The sequence below is a fragment of the Streptococcus sp. oral taxon 061 genome (genome assembly GCF_964211575.1).
Taxonomy (GTDB): domain Bacteria; phylum Bacillota; class Bacilli; order Lactobacillales; family Streptococcaceae; genus Streptococcus.
In genome coordinates, this window is record NZ_CAXOQQ010000001.1 from 233,182 (window position 1) to 250,389 (window position 17,208).

Annotated in this window: 15 protein-coding genes; 13 read left to right on the forward strand and 2 right to left on the reverse strand. The window is 41.4% G+C overall.

What is annotated here, in order from left to right:
- The first annotated feature begins 2 nt into the window (after positions 1-2).
- The 3 genes from ldcB to pheT all read left to right on the forward strand — a co-directional run bounded on the left by ldcB (position 3) and on the right by pheT (position 4,580).
- Positions 3-719 carry an LD-carboxypeptidase LdcB/DacB gene (gene ldcB / locus AB8E63_RS01175; RefSeq protein ID WP_314943457.1) on the forward strand — a complete coding sequence of 239 codons (717 nt, stop codon included), beginning with the start codon at positions 3-5 and terminating at the stop codon, positions 717-719.
- 278 nt (positions 720-997) lie between these two features.
- Positions 998-2,044 carry a phenylalanine--tRNA ligase subunit alpha gene (gene pheS, locus AB8E63_RS01180; protein WP_368909551.1) on the forward strand — a complete coding sequence of 349 codons (1,047 nt, stop codon included), beginning with the start codon at positions 998-1,000 and terminating at the stop codon, positions 2,042-2,044.
- Positions 2,045-2,174: 130 nt separating this feature from the next.
- Positions 2,175-4,580: a phenylalanine--tRNA ligase subunit beta gene (pheT, locus tag AB8E63_RS01185; protein ID WP_368909552.1), complete on the forward strand. Its 2,406-nt coding sequence runs from the start codon at positions 2,175-2,177 to the stop codon at positions 4,578-4,580.
- Positions 4,581-4,699: 119 nt separating this feature from the next.
- Here pheT and AB8E63_RS01190 read toward each other — a convergent pair whose 3' ends face one another.
- Positions 4,700-5,605, reverse strand: coding sequence for an alpha/beta fold hydrolase (locus AB8E63_RS01190; protein WP_368909553.1), 906 nt, complete (start codon positions 5,603-5,605; stop codon positions 4,700-4,702).
- A 303-nt stretch (positions 5,606-5,908) separates the two neighbouring features.
- Here AB8E63_RS01190 and AB8E63_RS01195 point away from each other — a divergent pair, with 303 nt between their 5' ends.
- The 10 genes from AB8E63_RS01195 (at position 5,909) to AB8E63_RS01240 (ending at position 16,121) form a co-directional block, all read left to right on the forward strand.
- Complete coding sequence (locus AB8E63_RS01195) at positions 5,909-6,802, forward strand: ABC transporter ATP-binding protein (protein WP_368909554.1); 894 nt, start codon at positions 5,909-5,911, stop codon at positions 6,800-6,802.
- Complete coding sequence (locus AB8E63_RS01200) at positions 6,799-7,998, forward strand: ABC transporter permease (protein WP_368909555.1); 1,200 nt, start codon at positions 6,799-6,801, stop codon at positions 7,996-7,998. Before AB8E63_RS01195 ends, AB8E63_RS01200 begins: the two co-directional genes overlap by 4 nt.
- 454 nt (positions 7,999-8,452) lie before the next feature.
- Entirely contained in the window at positions 8,453-9,028 is a 576-nt protein-coding gene (locus tag AB8E63_RS01205) for a TetR/AcrR family transcriptional regulator (protein WP_368909633.1), read from the forward strand.
- The gene (locus tag AB8E63_RS01210; RefSeq protein WP_368909557.1) at positions 9,025-9,705 is read left to right on the forward strand and encodes an ABC transporter ATP-binding protein; all 681 of its coding nucleotides are present in this window, start codon (positions 9,025-9,027) and stop codon (positions 9,703-9,705) included. Before AB8E63_RS01205 ends, AB8E63_RS01210 begins: the two co-directional genes overlap by 4 nt.
- 3 nt (positions 9,706-9,708) lie before the next feature.
- Entirely contained in the window at positions 9,709-10,854 is a 1,146-nt protein-coding gene (locus AB8E63_RS01215) for an FtsX-like permease family protein (protein ID WP_368909559.1), read from the forward strand.
- A 207-nt stretch (positions 10,855-11,061) separates the two neighbouring features.
- Positions 11,062-11,196: a dTDP-6-deoxy-D-glucose-3,5-epimerase gene (locus AB8E63_RS01220; protein WP_368909560.1), complete on the forward strand. Its 135-nt coding sequence runs from the start codon at positions 11,062-11,064 to the stop codon at positions 11,194-11,196.
- A gap of 177 nt (positions 11,197-11,373) precedes the next feature.
- Positions 11,374-11,949 carry a DNA-directed RNA polymerase subunit delta gene (rpoE, locus tag AB8E63_RS01225; RefSeq protein ID WP_368909562.1) on the forward strand — a complete coding sequence of 192 codons (576 nt, stop codon included), beginning with the start codon at positions 11,374-11,376 and terminating at the stop codon, positions 11,947-11,949.
- A gap of 270 nt (positions 11,950-12,219) precedes the next feature.
- Entirely contained in the window at positions 12,220-13,827 is a 1,608-nt protein-coding gene (locus tag AB8E63_RS01230; RefSeq protein ID WP_368909563.1) for a CTP synthase, read from the forward strand.
- Between the two features lie 99 nt (positions 13,828-13,926).
- Entirely contained in the window at positions 13,927-14,880 is a 954-nt protein-coding gene (locus AB8E63_RS01235) for a class I SAM-dependent methyltransferase (RefSeq protein WP_368909565.1), read from the forward strand.
- Between the two features lie 50 nt (positions 14,881-14,930).
- Positions 14,931-16,121, forward strand: a complete 1,191-nt coding sequence (locus tag AB8E63_RS01240; RefSeq protein WP_223333524.1) for an acetate kinase — start codon at positions 14,931-14,933, stop codon at positions 16,119-16,121.
- Positions 16,122-16,179: 58 nt separating this feature from the next.
- Here AB8E63_RS01240 and birA read toward each other — a convergent pair whose 3' ends face one another.
- A complete protein-coding gene (birA, locus tag AB8E63_RS01245) occupies positions 16,180-17,115 on the reverse strand; it encodes a bifunctional biotin--[acetyl-CoA-carboxylase] ligase/biotin operon repressor BirA (protein ID WP_006151414.1) in 936 nt (311 codons plus the stop codon).
- Positions 17,116-17,208: the final 93 nt, after the last annotated feature.

Here is a 17,208-nt window from a genome sequence, read left to right on the forward strand (position 1 = left end):
CAATGAAAAAAAGATACCTTGTATTATCAGGATTGCTAGCCTTGACATTGGCAGCTTGTTCGCAAGAAAAACCAGCGACTTCAGAAACGCAGACTTCAACTGAAGAAAAAACCGTCCAAGAAGGGACTGTCGGTAGTAAATCTCAAGAAGCAAGCCAGAAAAAGGCAGAAGTAGTTAATAAGGGAGATTACTATAGCGTTCAAGGGAAGTACGATGAGATTGTTATCGCTAATAAGCATTATCCCTTGTCTAAGGACTATAATCCTGGAGAAAATCCTACAGCAAAGGCGGAGTTATTGAAGCTTATTGCAGCTATGCAGGAAGCAGGTTTCCCAATCAGCGACCACTATAGTGGTTTTAGAAGTTATGAAACTCAAACTCAACTTTATCAGGACTATGTCAACAAAGATGGAAAGGCAGAGGCTGACCGCTATTCTGCTCGGCCTGGATACAGTGAACACCAAACAGGACTAGCATTTGACCTTATCGGTACAGATGGTGATTTAGTGACAGAAGAAAAAGCAGCCCAATGGCTTTTAGATCATGCTGCTGACTATGGTTTTGTCGTTCGCTATCTCAAAGGTAAGGAAAAAGAAACGGGCTATATGGCTGAAGAATGGCATCTTCGCTACGTCGGAAAAGAAGCCAAGGACATCGCTGCAAGTGGTCTCAGCTTGGAAGAGTATTACGGCTTTGAAGGTGGGGACTATGTTGATTAGTCGCAAAATATCTTGCAAGAATGCTTGAAATTTGATAAAATGAATAATAATTAAATAGGAATCTGCAAGACTAGTATCTCAGGGGAAGTATATCAGGGAGGAGAGCCGTGACTGAAAGCTCTCTATATGAAAGCTGGGTGAATTCACTTGCCTATGGATTCGGAAATAAAGGTCTGACTTGTCAGATAAAAACGGATGGTACCGCGTGTCAACGCTCCGAGTGTGGAGTTTTTGGCATGTGGTTTTCTTTTTATCTACGAGAGACTGATGGAGGAATTATGTCAACTATTGAAGAACAATTAAAAGCGCTTCGTGAAGAAACGCTAGCTAGCCTGAAGCAGATTACTGCTGAAAATAAAAAAGAAATGCAAGAATTGCGCGTCTCTGTCCTTGGTAAAAAAGGTTCTCTTACTGAAATTCTTAAAGGGATGAAAGATGTTTCAGCTGAAATGCGCCCTGTTATCGGAAAACACGTTAATGAAGCACGTGATGTTTTGACAGCTGCCTTTGAAGAAACAGCTAAGCTCTTGGAAGAAAAGAAAGTGGAAGCACAACTTGCCAGCGAGAGCATCGATGTGACGCTTCCAGGTCGCCCAGTTGCGACTGGTCACCGTCACGTTCTCACACAAACCAGTGAAGAAATCGAAGATATTTTCATCGGTATGGGTTACCAAGTCGTGGATGGATTTGAAGTGGAGCAAGACTACTATAACTTTGAACGTATGAACCTTCCAAAGGATCACCCAGCTCGTGATATGCAGGACACTTTCTATATCACAGAAGAAATCTTGCTTCGTACTCACACGTCTCCAGTTCAGGCGCGTGCTATGGATGCTCATGATTTTTCTAAAGGTCCTTTGAAGATGATCTCACCAGGACGTGTATTCCGTCGTGATACGGATGATGCAACCCACAGTCACCAGTTCCACCAAATCGAAGGTTTGGTTGTTGGGAAAAACATCTCTATGGCTGACCTTCAAGGAACCCTCCAGTTGATTGTACAAAAAATGTTTGGTGAAGAGCGTCAAATCCGTTTGCGTCCATCTTACTTCCCGTTCACTGAGCCTTCTGTTGAGGTTGATGTTTCGTGCTTTAAGTGTGGAGGAAAGGGCTGTAACGTATGTAAGAAAACTGGTTGGATCGAGATTATGGGTGCCGGTATGGTTCACCCACGTGTCCTTGAGATGAGTGGCATCGATGCAACTGTTTACTCTGGTTTTGCCTTTGGTCTTGGTCAAGAGCGTGTAGCTATGCTTCGTTACGGAATCAACGATATCCGTGGATTCTACCAAGGAGATGTCCGCTTCTCAGAACAGTTTAAATAAGATTGAAACCTGAAACACAATCCTATACTGTACTAATCATCTTCTCTCAATGAGAAATGGTGAGGACTGCCTCAAAGAAAAAGAAAGGAATTGAAAAGGTCTCTCTTACTGGGATCTTACAATCAGAATTATGTTAGTATCTTATAAATGGTTAAAAGAATTGGTGGACATTGATGTGCCATCACAAGAGTTGGCTGAGAAAATGTCAACTACAGGGATCGAAGTAGAAGGTGTGGAATCACCGGCTGCCGGTCTCTCAAAAATTGTTGTCGGTGAGGTCTTGTCTTGTGAAGATGTGCCAGAAACTCACCTCCATGTTTGTCAGGTTAACGTTGGCGAAGAAGAAGCTCGTCAAATCGTCTGTGGAGCACCAAATGTGCGTGCAGGCATCAAGGTTATGGTGGCTCTTCCAGGTGCTCGTATTGCTGACAACTACAAGATCAAAAAAGGAAAAATCCGTGGCTTAGAGTCACTTGGAATGATCTGTTCTCTTGGTGAATTGGGGATTTCTGATTCAGTTGTACCTAAGGAATTCGCAGATGGTATCCAAATCTTGCCTCAAGATGCTGTTCCAGGGGATGAAGTCTTCTCTTACCTCGACTTGGATGATGAAATTATCGAACTTTCCATCACCCCTAACCGTGCGGACGCTCTTTCTATGCGTGGAGTAGCGCACGAAGTGGCAGCCATCTATGACAAGGCAGTCAACTTTAAAGAATTCTGTTTAACAGAAACCAATGAATCTGCAGCAGACGCTCTTTCTGTCAGCATTGAGACAGACAAGGCGCCTTACTATGCCGCTCGTATCTTGGACAATGTGACGATTGCACCAAGTCCACAATGGTTGCAAAATCTTCTCATGAACGAAGGCATTCGTCCCATTAATAATGTCGTCGACGTGACCAACTATATCTTGCTTTACTTTGGTCAACCAATGCATGCCTTTGACTTGGATACCTTTGAAGGGACTGACATCCGTGTGCGTGAAGCTCGTGCTGGTGAAAAATTAGTAACCTTGGACGGGGAAGAGCGTGAGTTGGAAACAAATGACCTCGTGATTACAGTTGCTGACAAAGCAGTAGCCCTTGCAGGTGTCATGGGTGGTCAGGCTACAGAAATCTCTGAAAAGTCTAGTCGTGTAGTCCTTGAAGCTGCTGTCTTCAATGGTAAATCGATCCGTAAGACTAGCGGTCGCCTCAACCTTCGTTCAGAATCTTCTTCTCGCTTTGAGAAAGGCATCAACGTGGCAACTGTCAATGAAGCCCTTGATGCGGCAGCAAGCATGATTGCAGAGTTTGCAGGTGCAACCGTTCGTAAAGGTATTGTTTCAGCAGGCAAGCTTGATACTTCTGATGTAGAAGTTTCTTCAACTCTTGCTGATGTCAACCGTGTCCTCGGTACAGAGCTTTCCTACGCAGATATTGAAGATGTCTTCCGTCGCCTTGGTTTTGGCCTTTCTGGAAATGCAGAAAGCTTTACAGTGAGCGTTCCTCGTCGCCGTTGGGATATCACTATCGAAGCGGATCTTTTTGAAGAAATCGCACGTATCTATGGTTATGACCGCTTGCCAACCAGTCTTCCAAAAGACGATGGGACAGCAGGTGAGTTGACTGCGACTCAAAAATTGCGTCGTCAGGTTCGTACCATTGCTGAAGGGGCTGGATTGACAGAAATCATTACCTACGCTCTTACAACTCCTGAAAAAGCCGTTGAATTTACGATTCAGCCAAGCAACTTAACAGAGCTCATGTGGCCAATGACTGTGGACCGTTCAGTTCTCCGCCAAAATATGGTTTCAGGTATCCTTGATACAGTTGCCTACAACGTAGCACGTAAGAATAAAAACTTGGCTCTTTATGAGATTGGAAAAGTCTTCGAGCAAACTGGTAATCCAAAAGAAGAATTGCCAAATGAAATCAACAGCTTTGCCTTTGCCTTGACAGGTTTAGTCGCTGAAAAAGACTTCCAAACAGCAGCAGTTCCAGTTGATTTCTTCTATGCTAAGGGAATCCTTGAAGCCCTCTTTGCTCGTTTGGGTCTTGAAGTGACTTATACAGCAACCTCTGAAATCGCTAGCCTTCACCCAGGACGTACAGCCTTGATCTCTCTCGGTGACCAAGTAGTCGGTTTCCTCGGTCAAGTGCACCCTGTGACGGCTAAGGCTTACGATATTCCAGAGACTTATGTAGCTGAGCTTAACCTTTCAGCTATTGAGGCAGCCCTTCAACCAGTTAGCCCATTTGTGGAAATTACTAAGTTCCCAGCAGTGAGTCGTGATATTGCTCTTCTTCTCAAAGCAGAAGTGACTCACCAAGATGTAGTTGATGCTATCAAATCTGCGGGCGTGAAACGTTTGACAGACATCAAACTCTTTGACGTCTTCTCAGGTGAAAAACTGGGTATCGGCATGAAGTCGATGGCCTACAGCTTGACCTTCCAAAATCCAGAAGATAGCTTGACCGACGAAGAAGTCGCACGCTACATGGAAAAAATCCAAGCATCACTCGAAGAAAAAGTGAATGCAGAAGTGCGTTAACAGATTAAAATCCATCCCTAGAGATGGATTTTTTAGTACAAAAAATCATCAAGTTTTAACTTGATGATTTAATCAACTTGGTGGGAAAACAACTCCTTTTTAATACTGTTACAAGAAAATCAGACATCGATGTTTTTTGTCATCCAATCAGCTAAGAAGTGGTAAGTATCTTGTCGATTGATCTCGTTTAGAATTTCGTGACGAGCCTCTTCAACTAATCGAAGGCTGACTTTCGAATGTGAAGCCTTTAGGAGTTTTACAAATCTCTCGATACCTTTACCATTTTCGCCCAGAGGGTCTTCTTGTCCTGAAATCACGAGAATTGGGAGTTGGGTTGGAATCTCATCGATCACTTGTTTACTCGCTACTTGGTTAGAAAAGTAAAAAATGGCTTTGTACATGGGAATAGTAGGTATGAATTGACAGAATGGATCCTTCAGATAAGCTTGGTTGGATTCTTCATTTTTTGAGAGCCAATCTACAGATGTTTTCGGATTCTTAATACTTCGATTAAAGCTATCAGTTGATAGATAAGTCAAGAGTTTACTACGGTGTTTATTCCCTTTTATAAGTCGGATGCATTCTGTTAGGATGAGAGCAAACCGAGTTAGAAACTGAGGTTGTTGACCAGTCGCCATGATAATCAAGGCATTGATAGGTGGTTTTCTTTTAGCTACATAATAGCGACACATAAGAGAACCCATAGAATGACCTAGAAGGATGATAGGGAGTCCAGGATAGCTTTCTTGAATAAAGGAGGTCACTCTTTCAATATCATCGATGAGTTCCTCGGGAGATTCAGGAAATACTCCAAGTTGACTTGGATTTTGAGCAGTATAGCCGTGGCCGATATGATCATGGCCGATAACAGTAAGTCCTTCGTTATTCATGGCTAGAGCAAATTCTTCATATCGTTCTATGTACTCTACCATCCCATGTACAAGCTGAAGAATGGCTTTTGGGTGTTCAGCTTCCCAAATGATTAAGTTATTGTTGTTTGGTTCGAGTTTAAGTCTTTTTTTCATATCAAATTCCTTGTCTATGATAATCCATTTTCTATCATAAATATATCACAAAAAAGTACGATAAGCTACAGGATGATGAAGATTACTAGTAACAATTTAGGACATAGTCAACGGATTTATCAAGAGATGAGTACAATATATTTATCACTTAAAAACTGGAGGAATAAGATATTTGGGAAGAGCAAATAAATTCTCAATCCAGTAAATATCTTTATTTAAAACCAAGATTTAAAAATGTACATAAATCCTTGTAATGCCCAAAAAAAAGAGTATAATGAAGGTAAGATTAGTAGGAGGTGGATCATGTTAGAAATCCTTAATCTTGAAAAAAGTTTTGGTCCTAAACAAGTCTTGTTTGGTGTTAACTTTCAAGCTCAACCTGGAAGAATTTTAGGTCTAGTTGGGAAAAATGGAGCTGGGAAAACAACGATTTTCCACAGTATGTTGAAATTTTTAGAGTATCAAGGAGAGATCAGTCTGGATGGGCAGGAGATTCGTCAGGAAACCTATGCTCGAATTGGCTATCTGCCTGAGGAACGTAGCCTCATGCCCAAATTGACAGTCCTTGAACAAGTTCGTTACTTGGCGACTCTAAAGGGCATGGATGCTAAGGAAGTCAAGGAAAAACTCCCTCAATGGATGGAGAAATTGGAAGTGAAGGGCAAATTGACCGACAAAATCAAGAGCCTCTCCAAAGGGAATCAGCAGAAAATTCAGTTGATTATCACCCTAATCCATGAGCCTGACTTGATTATCCTGGATGAGCCTTTTAGTGGTTTGGATCCAGTCAATACCGAGTTGCTCAAACAAGTCATCTTGAAAGAGAAAGAGCGCGGTGCAATCATTATCTTTTCTGACCATGTCATGACCAATGTTGAGGAGCTTTGCGATGATATTCTGATGATTCGTGATGGGCGTGTGGTCTTGCATGGACCAGTTCAGGATGTTCGCAATCAATACGGGAAAACACGTCTCTTTGTTTCAAGTGAACGAAGCAAGGAAGAACTGGAAAAACTTCCTCACGTGAAACAGGTGAGTTTGACCAAGCAAGGAAGTTGGAAATTGATCCTCGATGACGAGAGCGCTGGAAGGGAACTCTTCCCAATTCTCACTCAAGGTCAATATATTGCGACCTTTGACCAACAAGCTCCAACAATCGATGAAATCTTTAAACTAGAATCAGGGGTGGAAGTATGAGAAATATGTGGGTTGTAATGAAGGAAACCTATCTTCGACATATCAAGTCGTGGAGTTTCTTCTTTATGGTGATTTCGCCGTTCCTCTTTTTAGCCTTATCTGTAGGAATCGGCTATCTCCAAGGGTCTTCTATGGCCAAGAATAGCAAGATAGCAGTAGTAACAACTGTTCTATCTGTGGAGGAAGGGCTCAAATCGACCAATGGCATTAATTTTGACTATAAGGATGAAGCCAGTGCCCAAGAAGCCATCAAGGATGAAAAAATAAAAGGTTATTTGACCATTGATCAAGAAGGTAGTGTTCTCAAGGCAGTTTATCATGGTGAAACTTCCCTTGAAATAGGCGTCAAACTAGCAGTAACCAATAAGCTAAATGAACTGCAATACCAACTCAATCGTTCGGCAGCCAATTTGTCTCAAGAACAGGAAAAACGCCTGAGTCAAACCGTTGATTTTACTGAGAAAATTGATGAATCTAAGGAAAACAAAAAAATTGTTCAAACCATTGCGGCCGCAGGGCTTGGTTTCTTCCTTTATATGATTTTGATTACTTATGCTAGTGTCACTGCTCAGGAAGTAGCTAGCGAGAAAGGAACTAAAATCATGGAGGTGGTCTTCTCTAGTATCCGAGCTAGTCATTATTTCTACGCTCGCATGCTGGCTCTGCTTCTTGTGATTTTGACTCATATTGGCATTTACGTCGTGGGTGGGCTGGCTGCCATTCTGCTCTTTAAAGATATCCCTATCTTGGCACAATCTGGAATTTTAAATCATCTAGGAGAGGCTTTCTCGCTCAATACCTTATTGTTTGTCTTGGTTAGTCTCTTTATGTACGTTGTTTTGGCAGCCTTCCTAGGCTCTATGGTTTCTCGCCCTGAGGATTCAGGAAAGGCCTTGTCGCCATTGATGATCTTGATTATAGCAGGATTTGTCGGTGTGACCTCTCTAGGTGCTGCTGGGGACAATTTAGTTCTGAAAATTGGTTCCTATATTCCTTTCATCTCGACCTTCTTTATGCCATTTAGAGCTATAAATGGGTATGCAAGTGATTTAGAAGCCTGGATTTCACTTGCCATAACGGTTGTTTTTGCAGTCACTGCAACAGCCTTTATCGGACGCATGTATGCTAGTCTAGTCCTTCAAACAGATGATTTGGGAATCTGGAAAACCTTTAAACGTGCTTTGAGCTATCACTAAAAGAGACACCTTCAGTGAATACTGGAGGTGTTTTTGCTTTACGAATTCATTGCTGTCTAGTCTTCTTTACTTTATAATGAAAGAAGAATGAAAAGGAGGAGAACATGAACTATATGGATGTTGCTGAAAATGAGCATTTGTTAATCATTGTCCTTAGGATAATGCTGATTAGCTAGATGAGTGAAGATGAGGTGGAGGCGACCTTGTCGATTGGCATCAACACCTTGACCTAACGGATATCTATGGCTATGGCTAGTGTGAGGTTCTGCTGGGTAAAGTTTTCAAGCGCCGTTCGAATCTTCGGGACTAGATTTAGTATACCAGACGTCACTTGTATCAGTGGGCTGGATTTTTTGTTCTATGCTTTACAGATTTTTCTTGACAAGTTTTCTTTGTTATGGTAATCTTTTATGTAACAAGTGTTGCGCAACAAGTGTTGCGTGAAAGGAGTCTCATGCCACCTAAGGTTAAATTTAGTAAAGAGGCTATGATTGGGATAGCTTTACAATTGGTGAGAGAAGAGGGAATAGCTAGTTTAACGGCTCGAGCATTAGCGGAAAAACTGGGAGCCACACCAAGAGTCATTTTTGGGCAATTTGCAAATATGGCTGAGTTACAAGCAGAGGTTATTGTTGCTGCGGAAATGGTAGTGGTGGAGTATATACGAAAGGCTTTAGAAGATGAGAAGCCTTTTCGATCTGTCGGGGTTGCTTATATCCTTTTCGCCTCAAAAGAGCCTCAACTCTTTCAATTGCTTTTCCAAAATCCTAGTAAAGATCCCATTCGTCGCTTTCAAGATTTTCTTCCCATGAAGGATCATAGTTACCAATTGGTTCTGGATTCGATTGTCGCAGACTATTCTTTGACTGTAGAGGAGGCTAGTCGATTGTACCAGCATCTATTTATCTATTCACACGGGATGGCCTCTATGGTTGCTTCTGGTATTTATCAATTCAGCATGGAAGAAGTAATTGGATTACTGATAGAGGTTTGTCAATCGCTCATCAAAGAAATGGTAGGAAAAAAATGATTCAACTAGAAAATATTCACAAAAGTTACGGCAAAACCAAGGTTTTAAAAGGGATTGACTTGCAGATTCAAGACCAGGATAATGTGGTTATCCTCGGCCCTTCTGGATCGGGAAAGTCAACTCTCTTAAACGTGTTATCAGGCTTAGAAAAGGTAGATGAGGGGCATATCCTCATTCAAGGGCAAGATTTATCGCAACTCACGGATGCTCAATTGACAGCCTTTAGACGTGAGAAGATTGCCTTTATTTTTCAGCAGTATTATTTATTGCCGAATCTCACGGTTAGACAAAATGTTAAGATGGGAGCTGACCTGGCAGACAATCATGATTTTTTGCAGATTATCGAGGATTTGGGGCTTGGCGATAAGCTGGACAAGTATCCGAGTGAATTGTCTGGCGGCGAACAGCAGAGAGTATCTATTGCTCGTGCCTTAGCCAAAAAGCCAGAGATTCTTTTCTTAGATGAGCCGACGGGAGCCCTGGATGAAGAAACAGGTCGCAAGATTCTCGACTATATCTGGAAGTTGAAGGAAAAGCTAGGCTTTACTCTAATCATGGTGACGCACAACCAAAATATTGCGGATATGGCCAGAACCATCATTCGTGTCAATAGTGGCAAGATTACCCAAGTTGTGACCAACGATCAGCCTCATACTGCCTATGAGATTGGATGGTAAGCCATGTTTTCAGTAAAAGATATTCGAAAATTAGTTGTCGTCAGTATCATTGGGGTTTGTGCGGTTTTTGTGGCCAATCTCTTCTTGAATTTTTATCTTGATATCGAGCAGTTGGAGATTTCTAAAACCAATCCCATGATGCAGACCTACTATGATGCTCAGGTTTTGCTATCTTGGATGGTGGCCATGGTCAGTGGGGTTGTCTTATCCTTGACGTCGATCCTTCTCATGTGTTTTTATATCAAACAATTTGTCGATGACCACAAGGAACAATTAGGAATTTTAAAGGCTTTGGGCTATAGCAATGGCCAGTTGGCGAAACGATTTTGGGTTTTTGGGCTCAGTTTTGGAGTTGGAGCGCTTTTTGGTTATTTCGCTTCTTTTCTTATGATGGGTCATTTTTATGACTTTCGCAATGAGAAGGGGATTTTGCCAGACATTACCATTCATTTTCACTGGCAGCTCTTGGTCGCTTTAGTGATACTGCCAACGACTTTCTTTATGGTTCTTGCGATTGGCTATGCTAGAAGACAACTACAAACGCCGGCACTTCGCTTATTGAAAAAGTCCCCAAGTCCGATTAAAGTCAAAAGGAGAAAGAGGGCTCCTAAGAAAGAGAAAGACTTCCTAAAAGAGCTGTCTTCGTCACTGATTTGGGGAAGAAAATCGATCCTGTTTTTTGTGGTCTTTGGCTCCATGTGTTTCGCGGCCATGGTTCAATTGTCTTTTGGGCTAAGGGACTACACAGATGACATCATCCAAACGATGATGATTATGATTGGTTTGATCCTTTCTTTCTCGATCCTCTTTTTGTCATTGGGAATTGTGGTCTCAGAAAGTCGCGAAACCTTGGCTCTTATGAAGGCTTTTGGCTACACCGATCGTGAATGCCAAGGTCATATTCTCGCTCCTTATCGTTTTTGGGCTTATTTAGGATTTGTTCTTGGGACAGCTTATCAATATGGCATCATGGAAATCTTGATTGGTGTGATCAAAGATACGGTTCCTGAAAAGATTGAGCATCACTTTGATGGGAATGTGTGCTTTTGGACCTTGATAGGTTTTGCTTTGATTTATGAAAGCCTCTTTTATCTATCCAACAGAAAACTCCAAAAACAAACCATCAAAGAAGTGCTCTTAGCAGAATAAATAGAAAAGAGAGTGGGACAGAAATCAGTAATTCGTTAGAATTCGATTTCGTCGTCCCACCTCCGCACAGTTGAGTAGGGCTGTAAAAGCTGATGAAATCAGCGTAGTAGAGCCCACTCAACCACTGCGTCTTGCTCGACAATCTAAAGACAATTGAGAGGTTTTTCCGCTATTCTAAGGGAATAAAAGAAATGAAAGAGAGACAGCATGAAACGGAGTTACTGGCAGGACCTAAAGGGGGCCTTTTACTTAATCTGGCGCAACAAATGGTCCTTTATCTCAGTGGGGATTCTTCTGCAGTTTGTGGTTGGTATTGGGGCTGCGGCCTTGTGTCATAAATAAATAAAAAGACCTGTGAGTGTATCTCCCAGGTCTTTTTATTCGCTGAAATATTTCACATTAATTTCTTCTAAACCTTTGACTAATAAAGAAAATTATCGTACAATAAAGAGTACGTGATAAAATGAGACCAGAGTTTATATACTCTGGCGTTAGTAGTAAAAAAAGAGGAGAAACGCTTTGGAATTAGAAGTATTTGCTGGGCAAGAAAAAAGTGAACTATCTATGATTGAGGTGGCTCGTGCCATCTTGGAACAACGTGGTCGCGACCACGAAATGCATTTTAGCGATTTGGTCAATGAAATCCAAAACTATCTTGGTACCTCTAATAGCGATATTCGCGAAGCACTACCTTTGTTCTATACAGAGTTGAACTTTGATGGGAGCTTCATCTCTCTTGGAGATAACAAATGGGGCCTTCGTTCATGGTATGGAGTTGATGAAATTGACGAAGAAATCATTGCTCTTGAAGAAAGTGACGATGAAGAAGTAGCACCTAAGGCTAAGAAAAAACGTGTTAATGCCTTTATGGATGGAGATACGGATGCCATTGATTACAGCGCAGATGATCCAGAAGATGAGGATGCCTACGAAGAAGATCCAGCTCTTTCTTATGATGATGAAAATCCAGACGATGAGAAGAACGAAGTAGAAGCCTACGACGCTGAAATCAACGAAATCGCACCAGACGATCTTGGGGAAGATGTTGAACTCGTTGAAGAAGATGACGAAGATTCTGAGGAAGAAGAAGAATAATACCAAACAACAAGGGAATTCCCTTGTTGTTTTTCTTTTCTGCAGTAGAACTATAAATCTAGCAAAGAATGACATTTGACAAATGTACCAAATTGAGGTAAGATATTGTTCGGGCACCTCTTTTTGAGGTCGGAGCTTCCTAGTTTTTAGGGAGCTATTTTTGTTTTTCCAGGGAAATTATCATACTGGATTGTAGTTGTCGGTGAAGGTCTTGTTTTCTTAGTCCCCCTCTAGGGAACAAGATCTTGAGCAGTTTAGAAAGAGGAATCTATGTCTACGAAATATATTTTTGTAACTGGTGGTGTGGTGTCGTCTATTGGGAAAGGGATCGTTGCGGCGAGCCTAGGACGGCTCTTGAAAAATCGTGGTTTGAAGGTAACCATCCAAAAATTTGACCCTTATATCAATATTGACCCAGGGACCATGAGCCCTTATCAGCACGGGGAAGTTTTTGTAACAGATGATGGGGCTGAGACAGATTTGGACTTGGGTCACTATGAACGTTTTATCGATATCAATCTTAACAAATACTCAAACGTGACAACTGGTAAAATCTACAGCGAAGTTCTTCGCAAGGAACGTCGTGGAGAATACCTTGGAGCAACTGTCCAAGTCATTCCACATATTACAGATGCCTTGAAAGAAAAAATTAAGCGTGCAGCTCTAACGACAGACTCTGATGTCATTATTACAGAGGTTGGTGGAACAGTTGGAGATATCGAGTCCCTTCCATTTTTAGAGGCGCTTCGTCAAATGAAGTCTGATGTCGGCGCAGAAAATGTCATGTATATCCATACAACCTTACTTCCTTACCTCAAGGCGGCTGGAGAAATGAAGACCAAGCCGACTCAACACTCTGTCAAAGAATTGCGTGGTTTGGGAATCCAGCCAAATATGTTGGTCATTCGTACTGAAAAGCCGGCTGGACATGGGATTAAAAATAAACTAGCTCAATTCTGTGATGTGGCACCAGAAGCTGTTATCGAGTCATTGGACGTGGATAATCTTTACCAAATCCCACTTAATCTGCAAGCACAAGGCATGGATCAAATCGTCTGTGACCATTTGAAGATTGATGCACCAGCAGCAGATATGACAGAGTGGTCAGCTATGGTCGACAAGGTCATGAATCTCAAAAAACAAGTCAAAATTGCTCTTGTTGGTAAGTATGTCGAGTTGCAAGATGCCTACATTTCTGTCGTAGAGGCCTTGAAACACTCAGGTTATGCCAATGATACAGAAGTCAAGATTGATTGGATTAATGCTAATGACGTGACAGCTGGCAATGTAGCAGAACTCCTAGCTTATGCTGATGGAATCATCGTTCCAGGTGGTTTTGGTCAACGTGGTACTGAGGGTAAGATTGAAGTGATTCGCTATGCGCGTGAAAATGATGTACCAATGCTAGGAGTATGCTTGGGTATGCAATTGACCTGTATCGAGTTTGCCCGTAATGTCTTAGGTCTTGAAGGAGCTAATTCAGCAGAGCTTGATCCTGATACAAAATATCCGATCATCGATATCATGCGTGATCAGATTGATGTTGAGGACATGGGGGGTACCCTTCGTTTGGGACTTTATCCTTCTAAGCTAAAACGTGGTTCCAAGGCAGCGGCAGCTTATCATAACAAAGAGGTTGTACAGCGCCGTCACCGTCACCGTTATGAATTTAACAATGCCTTCCGTGAACAGTTTGAAGGAGCAGGATTTGTCTTCTCAGGTGTTTCACCAGACAATCGCTTGGTCGAAATTGTTGAAATCCCAGAAAACAAATTCTTTGTGGCTTGTCAGTACCATCCAGAGCTTTCAAGTCGTCCAAACCGTCCAGAAGAACTTTACACTGCTTTTGTAACAGCAGCAGTTGAAAATAGTAAATAGATTCATAAAAACCTTTGAGAGTCATCTCAGAGGTTTTTAATTTGTTTTCAGTATTATGAAAATCTGGAAAATCAGCTCTGAATTTGGTAAGATAAGATTATGGATTTTGAAAAAATTGAACAAGCATATACCTATTTACTAGAAAACGTCCAAATCATTCAAAACGATTTGGCGACAAGCTTTTATGATGCCTTGATTGAACAAAATGGGATCTATCTCGATGGTCAAACCGCTCTGGAGCAAGTCAAAAAAAATAACCAGGCCTTAAAACGTTTGGCACTTCGAAAAGAGGAGTGGTTACGGACCTATCAATTTTTGTTAATGAAGGCAGCGCAAACAGAACCTCTTCAAGCCAATCACCAGTTCACACCGGATGCGGTTGGTCACTTGATGATTTTTATCATAGAACAACTTTTCCCTGCTGAAAATGTGAGTCTATTAGAGTTGGGGTCTGGGATGGGAATTCTGGGAGCTAGCTTCTTAACGTCCATGAACAAAAAGGTAGATTACCTGGGAATAGAACTTGATGACCTCTTGATTGACTTGGCAGCAAGTATGGCGGAAGTAATGGATCTTCAAATGGGCTTTGTCCAAGGAGATGCAGTACGTCCACAAGTATTAAAAGAGAGTGATATTATTGTGAGCGACCTGCCTGTTGGTTACTATCCAGATGATCAGACAGCCTCACGTTATCAAGTAGCGGCTAAGAATGAACAAACTTATGCTCATCATTTGTTAATGGAACAATCACTCAAGTATCTCAGAACAGGAGGCTATGCGATTTTTCTAGCTTCAACAGATCTCCTGACAAGCCCTCAGAGTGAACTTTTGAAATCATGGCTCACTGACCAGGCTCAACTAGTGGCCATTATTGCCTTACCAGAGGATCTCTTCGCTCAAGGAGCCCAATCTAAAACCATTTTTGTCCTCCAGAAGAAGACCGTAGAAGGGGTTGAACCATTTGTTTATCCACTTACCAGTCTTCGTGACCCTGAGATTTTGATGGAATTTAAGGAAAATTTTCAAAATTGGTGTCAAGGGCATGAAATCTAGTGTAAATTTTGATATAATAGTTGAAAACGCTTAAAAAGGGGAATAAATTTATGACAAAAACCATTGCAATTAACGCTGGAAGCTCTAGCTTGAAATGGCAACTATATCAAATGCCAGAAGAAAAGGTGCTTGCAAAAGGTTTAATTGAGCGAATCGGATTGAAGGATTCTGTTTCAACAGTTAAGTTTGATGGTCGTTCTGAAGAACAAGTTCTTGATATTGAAAACCATACCTTGGCTGTTAAGATTTTACTTGATGACTTGATTCGTTTTAATATTATTAAAACTTATGATGAAATTACTGGTGTCGGACACCGTGTTGTTGCAGGTGGAGAGTACTTCAAAGAGTCTACAGTTGTTGAAGGTGATGTCTTAGAAAAAATTGAAGAACTAGGACTTCTTGCTCCATTGCACAATCCTGCCAATGCAGCTGGGATTCGTGCCTTCAAAGAATTGTTGCCAGATATTACAAGTGTAGCAGTCTTTGATACATCATTCCACACAACAATGCCAGAAAAAGCATACCGTTATCCATTACCAACTAAGTACTATACAGAAAACAAGGTTCGTAAATATGGAGCACACGGTACAAGTCACCAATATGTTGCTCAAGAAGCAGCAAAACTTTTGGGACGTCCATTAGAAGAGTTGAAGTTGATCACTTGCCATATTGGTAACGGTGCTTCTATCACAGCTGTTAAAGGTGGTCAATCAATCGATACATCAATGGGATTCACTCCACTTGGTGGTGTTATGATGGGAACTCGTACAGGGGATATTGATCCAGCCATCATTCCTTATTTAATGCAATATACAGAGGACTTCAAGACTCCAGACGATATTAGTCGTATTCTAAACCGTGAATCTGGTCTTCAGGCAGTTTCAGGCTTATCAAGTGACATGCGTGATGTTCAGAATGGTGTGAACGAAGGCAATCACGATGCTATTCTTGCCTTTGAAATGTATGTTGACCGTATCCAAAAATACATTGGACAATACTTGGCAGTTCTAAACGGGGCAGATGCTATTATCTTTACTGCTGGTGTTGGTGAAAATGCAACTCTTGTGCGTGAGAAAGTTATTTCAGGTATCTCTTGGTTTGGTTGTGATCTAGACCCAGAGAAAAATGTCTTTGGAGTAACTGGAGACATTTCTACAGATGCTGCGACACTTCGTGTACTTGTCATCCCAACTGATGAAGAACTTGTGATTGCGCGTGATGTGGAGCGTTTGAAAAAATAAATGATAAGAAAATCGACCTTCTCGAAAGAGAGGTCGATTTTTATTTTACAAAAATAATTCACCATTTAGTGAGCGAAACTTCGCCACTATTGAGCCAAATTTTCTCACCAGTAGCTAATTGGATCTGTAGTTGACCCTGGTCAGAGATATCACAAGCTTTTCCTGAGATGATTTCTTGATCTTTCTTAAAGGAAATTTCTTTGCCTAAAACAATTGATTGTTTTTTATAGAGGTAAAGCAGCTCATCGGTCTCAGTTTCGTAGAAACATTTCCAGATTTCTGCAATCAGCTCGTTGCGAGTGATTGGGCTATTTTGAGAGAAGAGACTTCCAGCTTTCCCTTGTAGGTTTTTTGGAAAATCAGCGATAGAAAAGTTGATACCAACACCAATAATAACATCTGTGACAAGGCCGGTTTCGACAGAAGTGATGGCTTCGGTTAGAATACCGGCTATTTTTTTATGATTTAGGTATAAATCATTTACCCATTTGATATCTAAATCAATCAGACAAAGGTTTTTAACAGCCTTATAAATTGCGGCTGCAGTCAGGAGTGTATAAGCTGGTAGATCTAGATAAGAGAGATTGGGCTTGAGGTGGAGAGACATGTAAATCCCACCTTGTTCTGGAGAATAGTAGGGGCGTTGAAATCGACCACGTCCCATAGTTTGGCCTGTTGATAGGTAGAGTGTGTCTCCTTTGGCACCAGCTTCCATGGCCTCCTTAGCATCACTCTGGGTTGATTTGGTGATAGGTTTAAATTGAACTGAGATTGGGCTGTTGGCTTCTATTTCTTGAGGTAAGATTAGGTCACCGTGAAGAAGTTTGTAGCCACGGTTTTTGATGCTGTCAATTTCTAAACCTTCCTGCTGGAGGCGTTGGATAGCTTTCCAAACAGAGGTGCGAGAGAGGTTTAATATTTCAGCGATTTTCTCTCCGCTTAAATAATCTGTTTCATGAGCTAAGATTTTGTAAACTTCTTGGTAGGATTTCATACTAGGTCCTTTCTGGAACAACTAGATTTATTGTACCATATTTTTAAAAAAAGGATGCGCGCTTTGAGAGATATCTTAGCTCGCTATAAAATT

What these genes read in the sequence shown, in the direction of transcription:
- ldcB (WP_314943457.1), top strand. Translation starts at nt 3, where the DNA reads ATGAAAAAAAGATACCTTGTATTATCAGGATTGCTAGCCTTGACATTG.
- pheS (WP_368909551.1), top strand. Translation starts at nt 998, where the DNA reads ATGTCAACTATTGAAGAACAATTAAAAGCGCTTCGTGAAGAAACGCTA.
- pheT (WP_368909552.1), top strand. Translation starts at nt 2,175, where the DNA reads ATGTTAGTATCTTATAAATGGTTAAAAGAATTGGTGGACATTGATGTG.
- AB8E63_RS01190 (WP_368909553.1), bottom strand. Translation starts at nt 5,605, where the DNA reads ATGAAAAAAAGACTTAAACTCGAACCAAACAACAATAACTTAATCATT.
- AB8E63_RS01195 (WP_368909554.1), top strand. Translation starts at nt 5,909, where the DNA reads ATGTTAGAAATCCTTAATCTTGAAAAAAGTTTTGGTCCTAAACAAGTC.
- AB8E63_RS01200 (WP_368909555.1), top strand. Translation starts at nt 6,799, where the DNA reads ATGAGAAATATGTGGGTTGTAATGAAGGAAACCTATCTTCGACATATC.
- AB8E63_RS01205 (WP_368909633.1), top strand. Translation starts at nt 8,453, where the DNA reads ATGCCACCTAAGGTTAAATTTAGTAAAGAGGCTATGATTGGGATAGCT.
- AB8E63_RS01210 (WP_368909557.1), top strand. Translation starts at nt 9,025, where the DNA reads ATGATTCAACTAGAAAATATTCACAAAAGTTACGGCAAAACCAAGGTT.
- AB8E63_RS01215 (WP_368909559.1), top strand. Translation starts at nt 9,709, where the DNA reads ATGTTTTCAGTAAAAGATATTCGAAAATTAGTTGTCGTCAGTATCATT.
- AB8E63_RS01220 (WP_368909560.1), top strand. Translation starts at nt 11,062, where the DNA reads ATGAAACGGAGTTACTGGCAGGACCTAAAGGGGGCCTTTTACTTAATC.
- AB8E63_RS01230 (WP_368909563.1), top strand. Translation starts at nt 12,220, where the DNA reads ATGTCTACGAAATATATTTTTGTAACTGGTGGTGTGGTGTCGTCTATT.
- AB8E63_RS01235 (WP_368909565.1), top strand. Translation starts at nt 13,927, where the DNA reads ATGGATTTTGAAAAAATTGAACAAGCATATACCTATTTACTAGAAAAC.
- AB8E63_RS01240 (WP_223333524.1), top strand. Translation starts at nt 14,931, where the DNA reads ATGACAAAAACCATTGCAATTAACGCTGGAAGCTCTAGCTTGAAATGG.
- birA (WP_006151414.1), bottom strand. Translation starts at nt 17,115, where the DNA reads ATGAAATCCTACCAAGAAGTTTACAAAATCTTAGCTCATGAAACAGAT.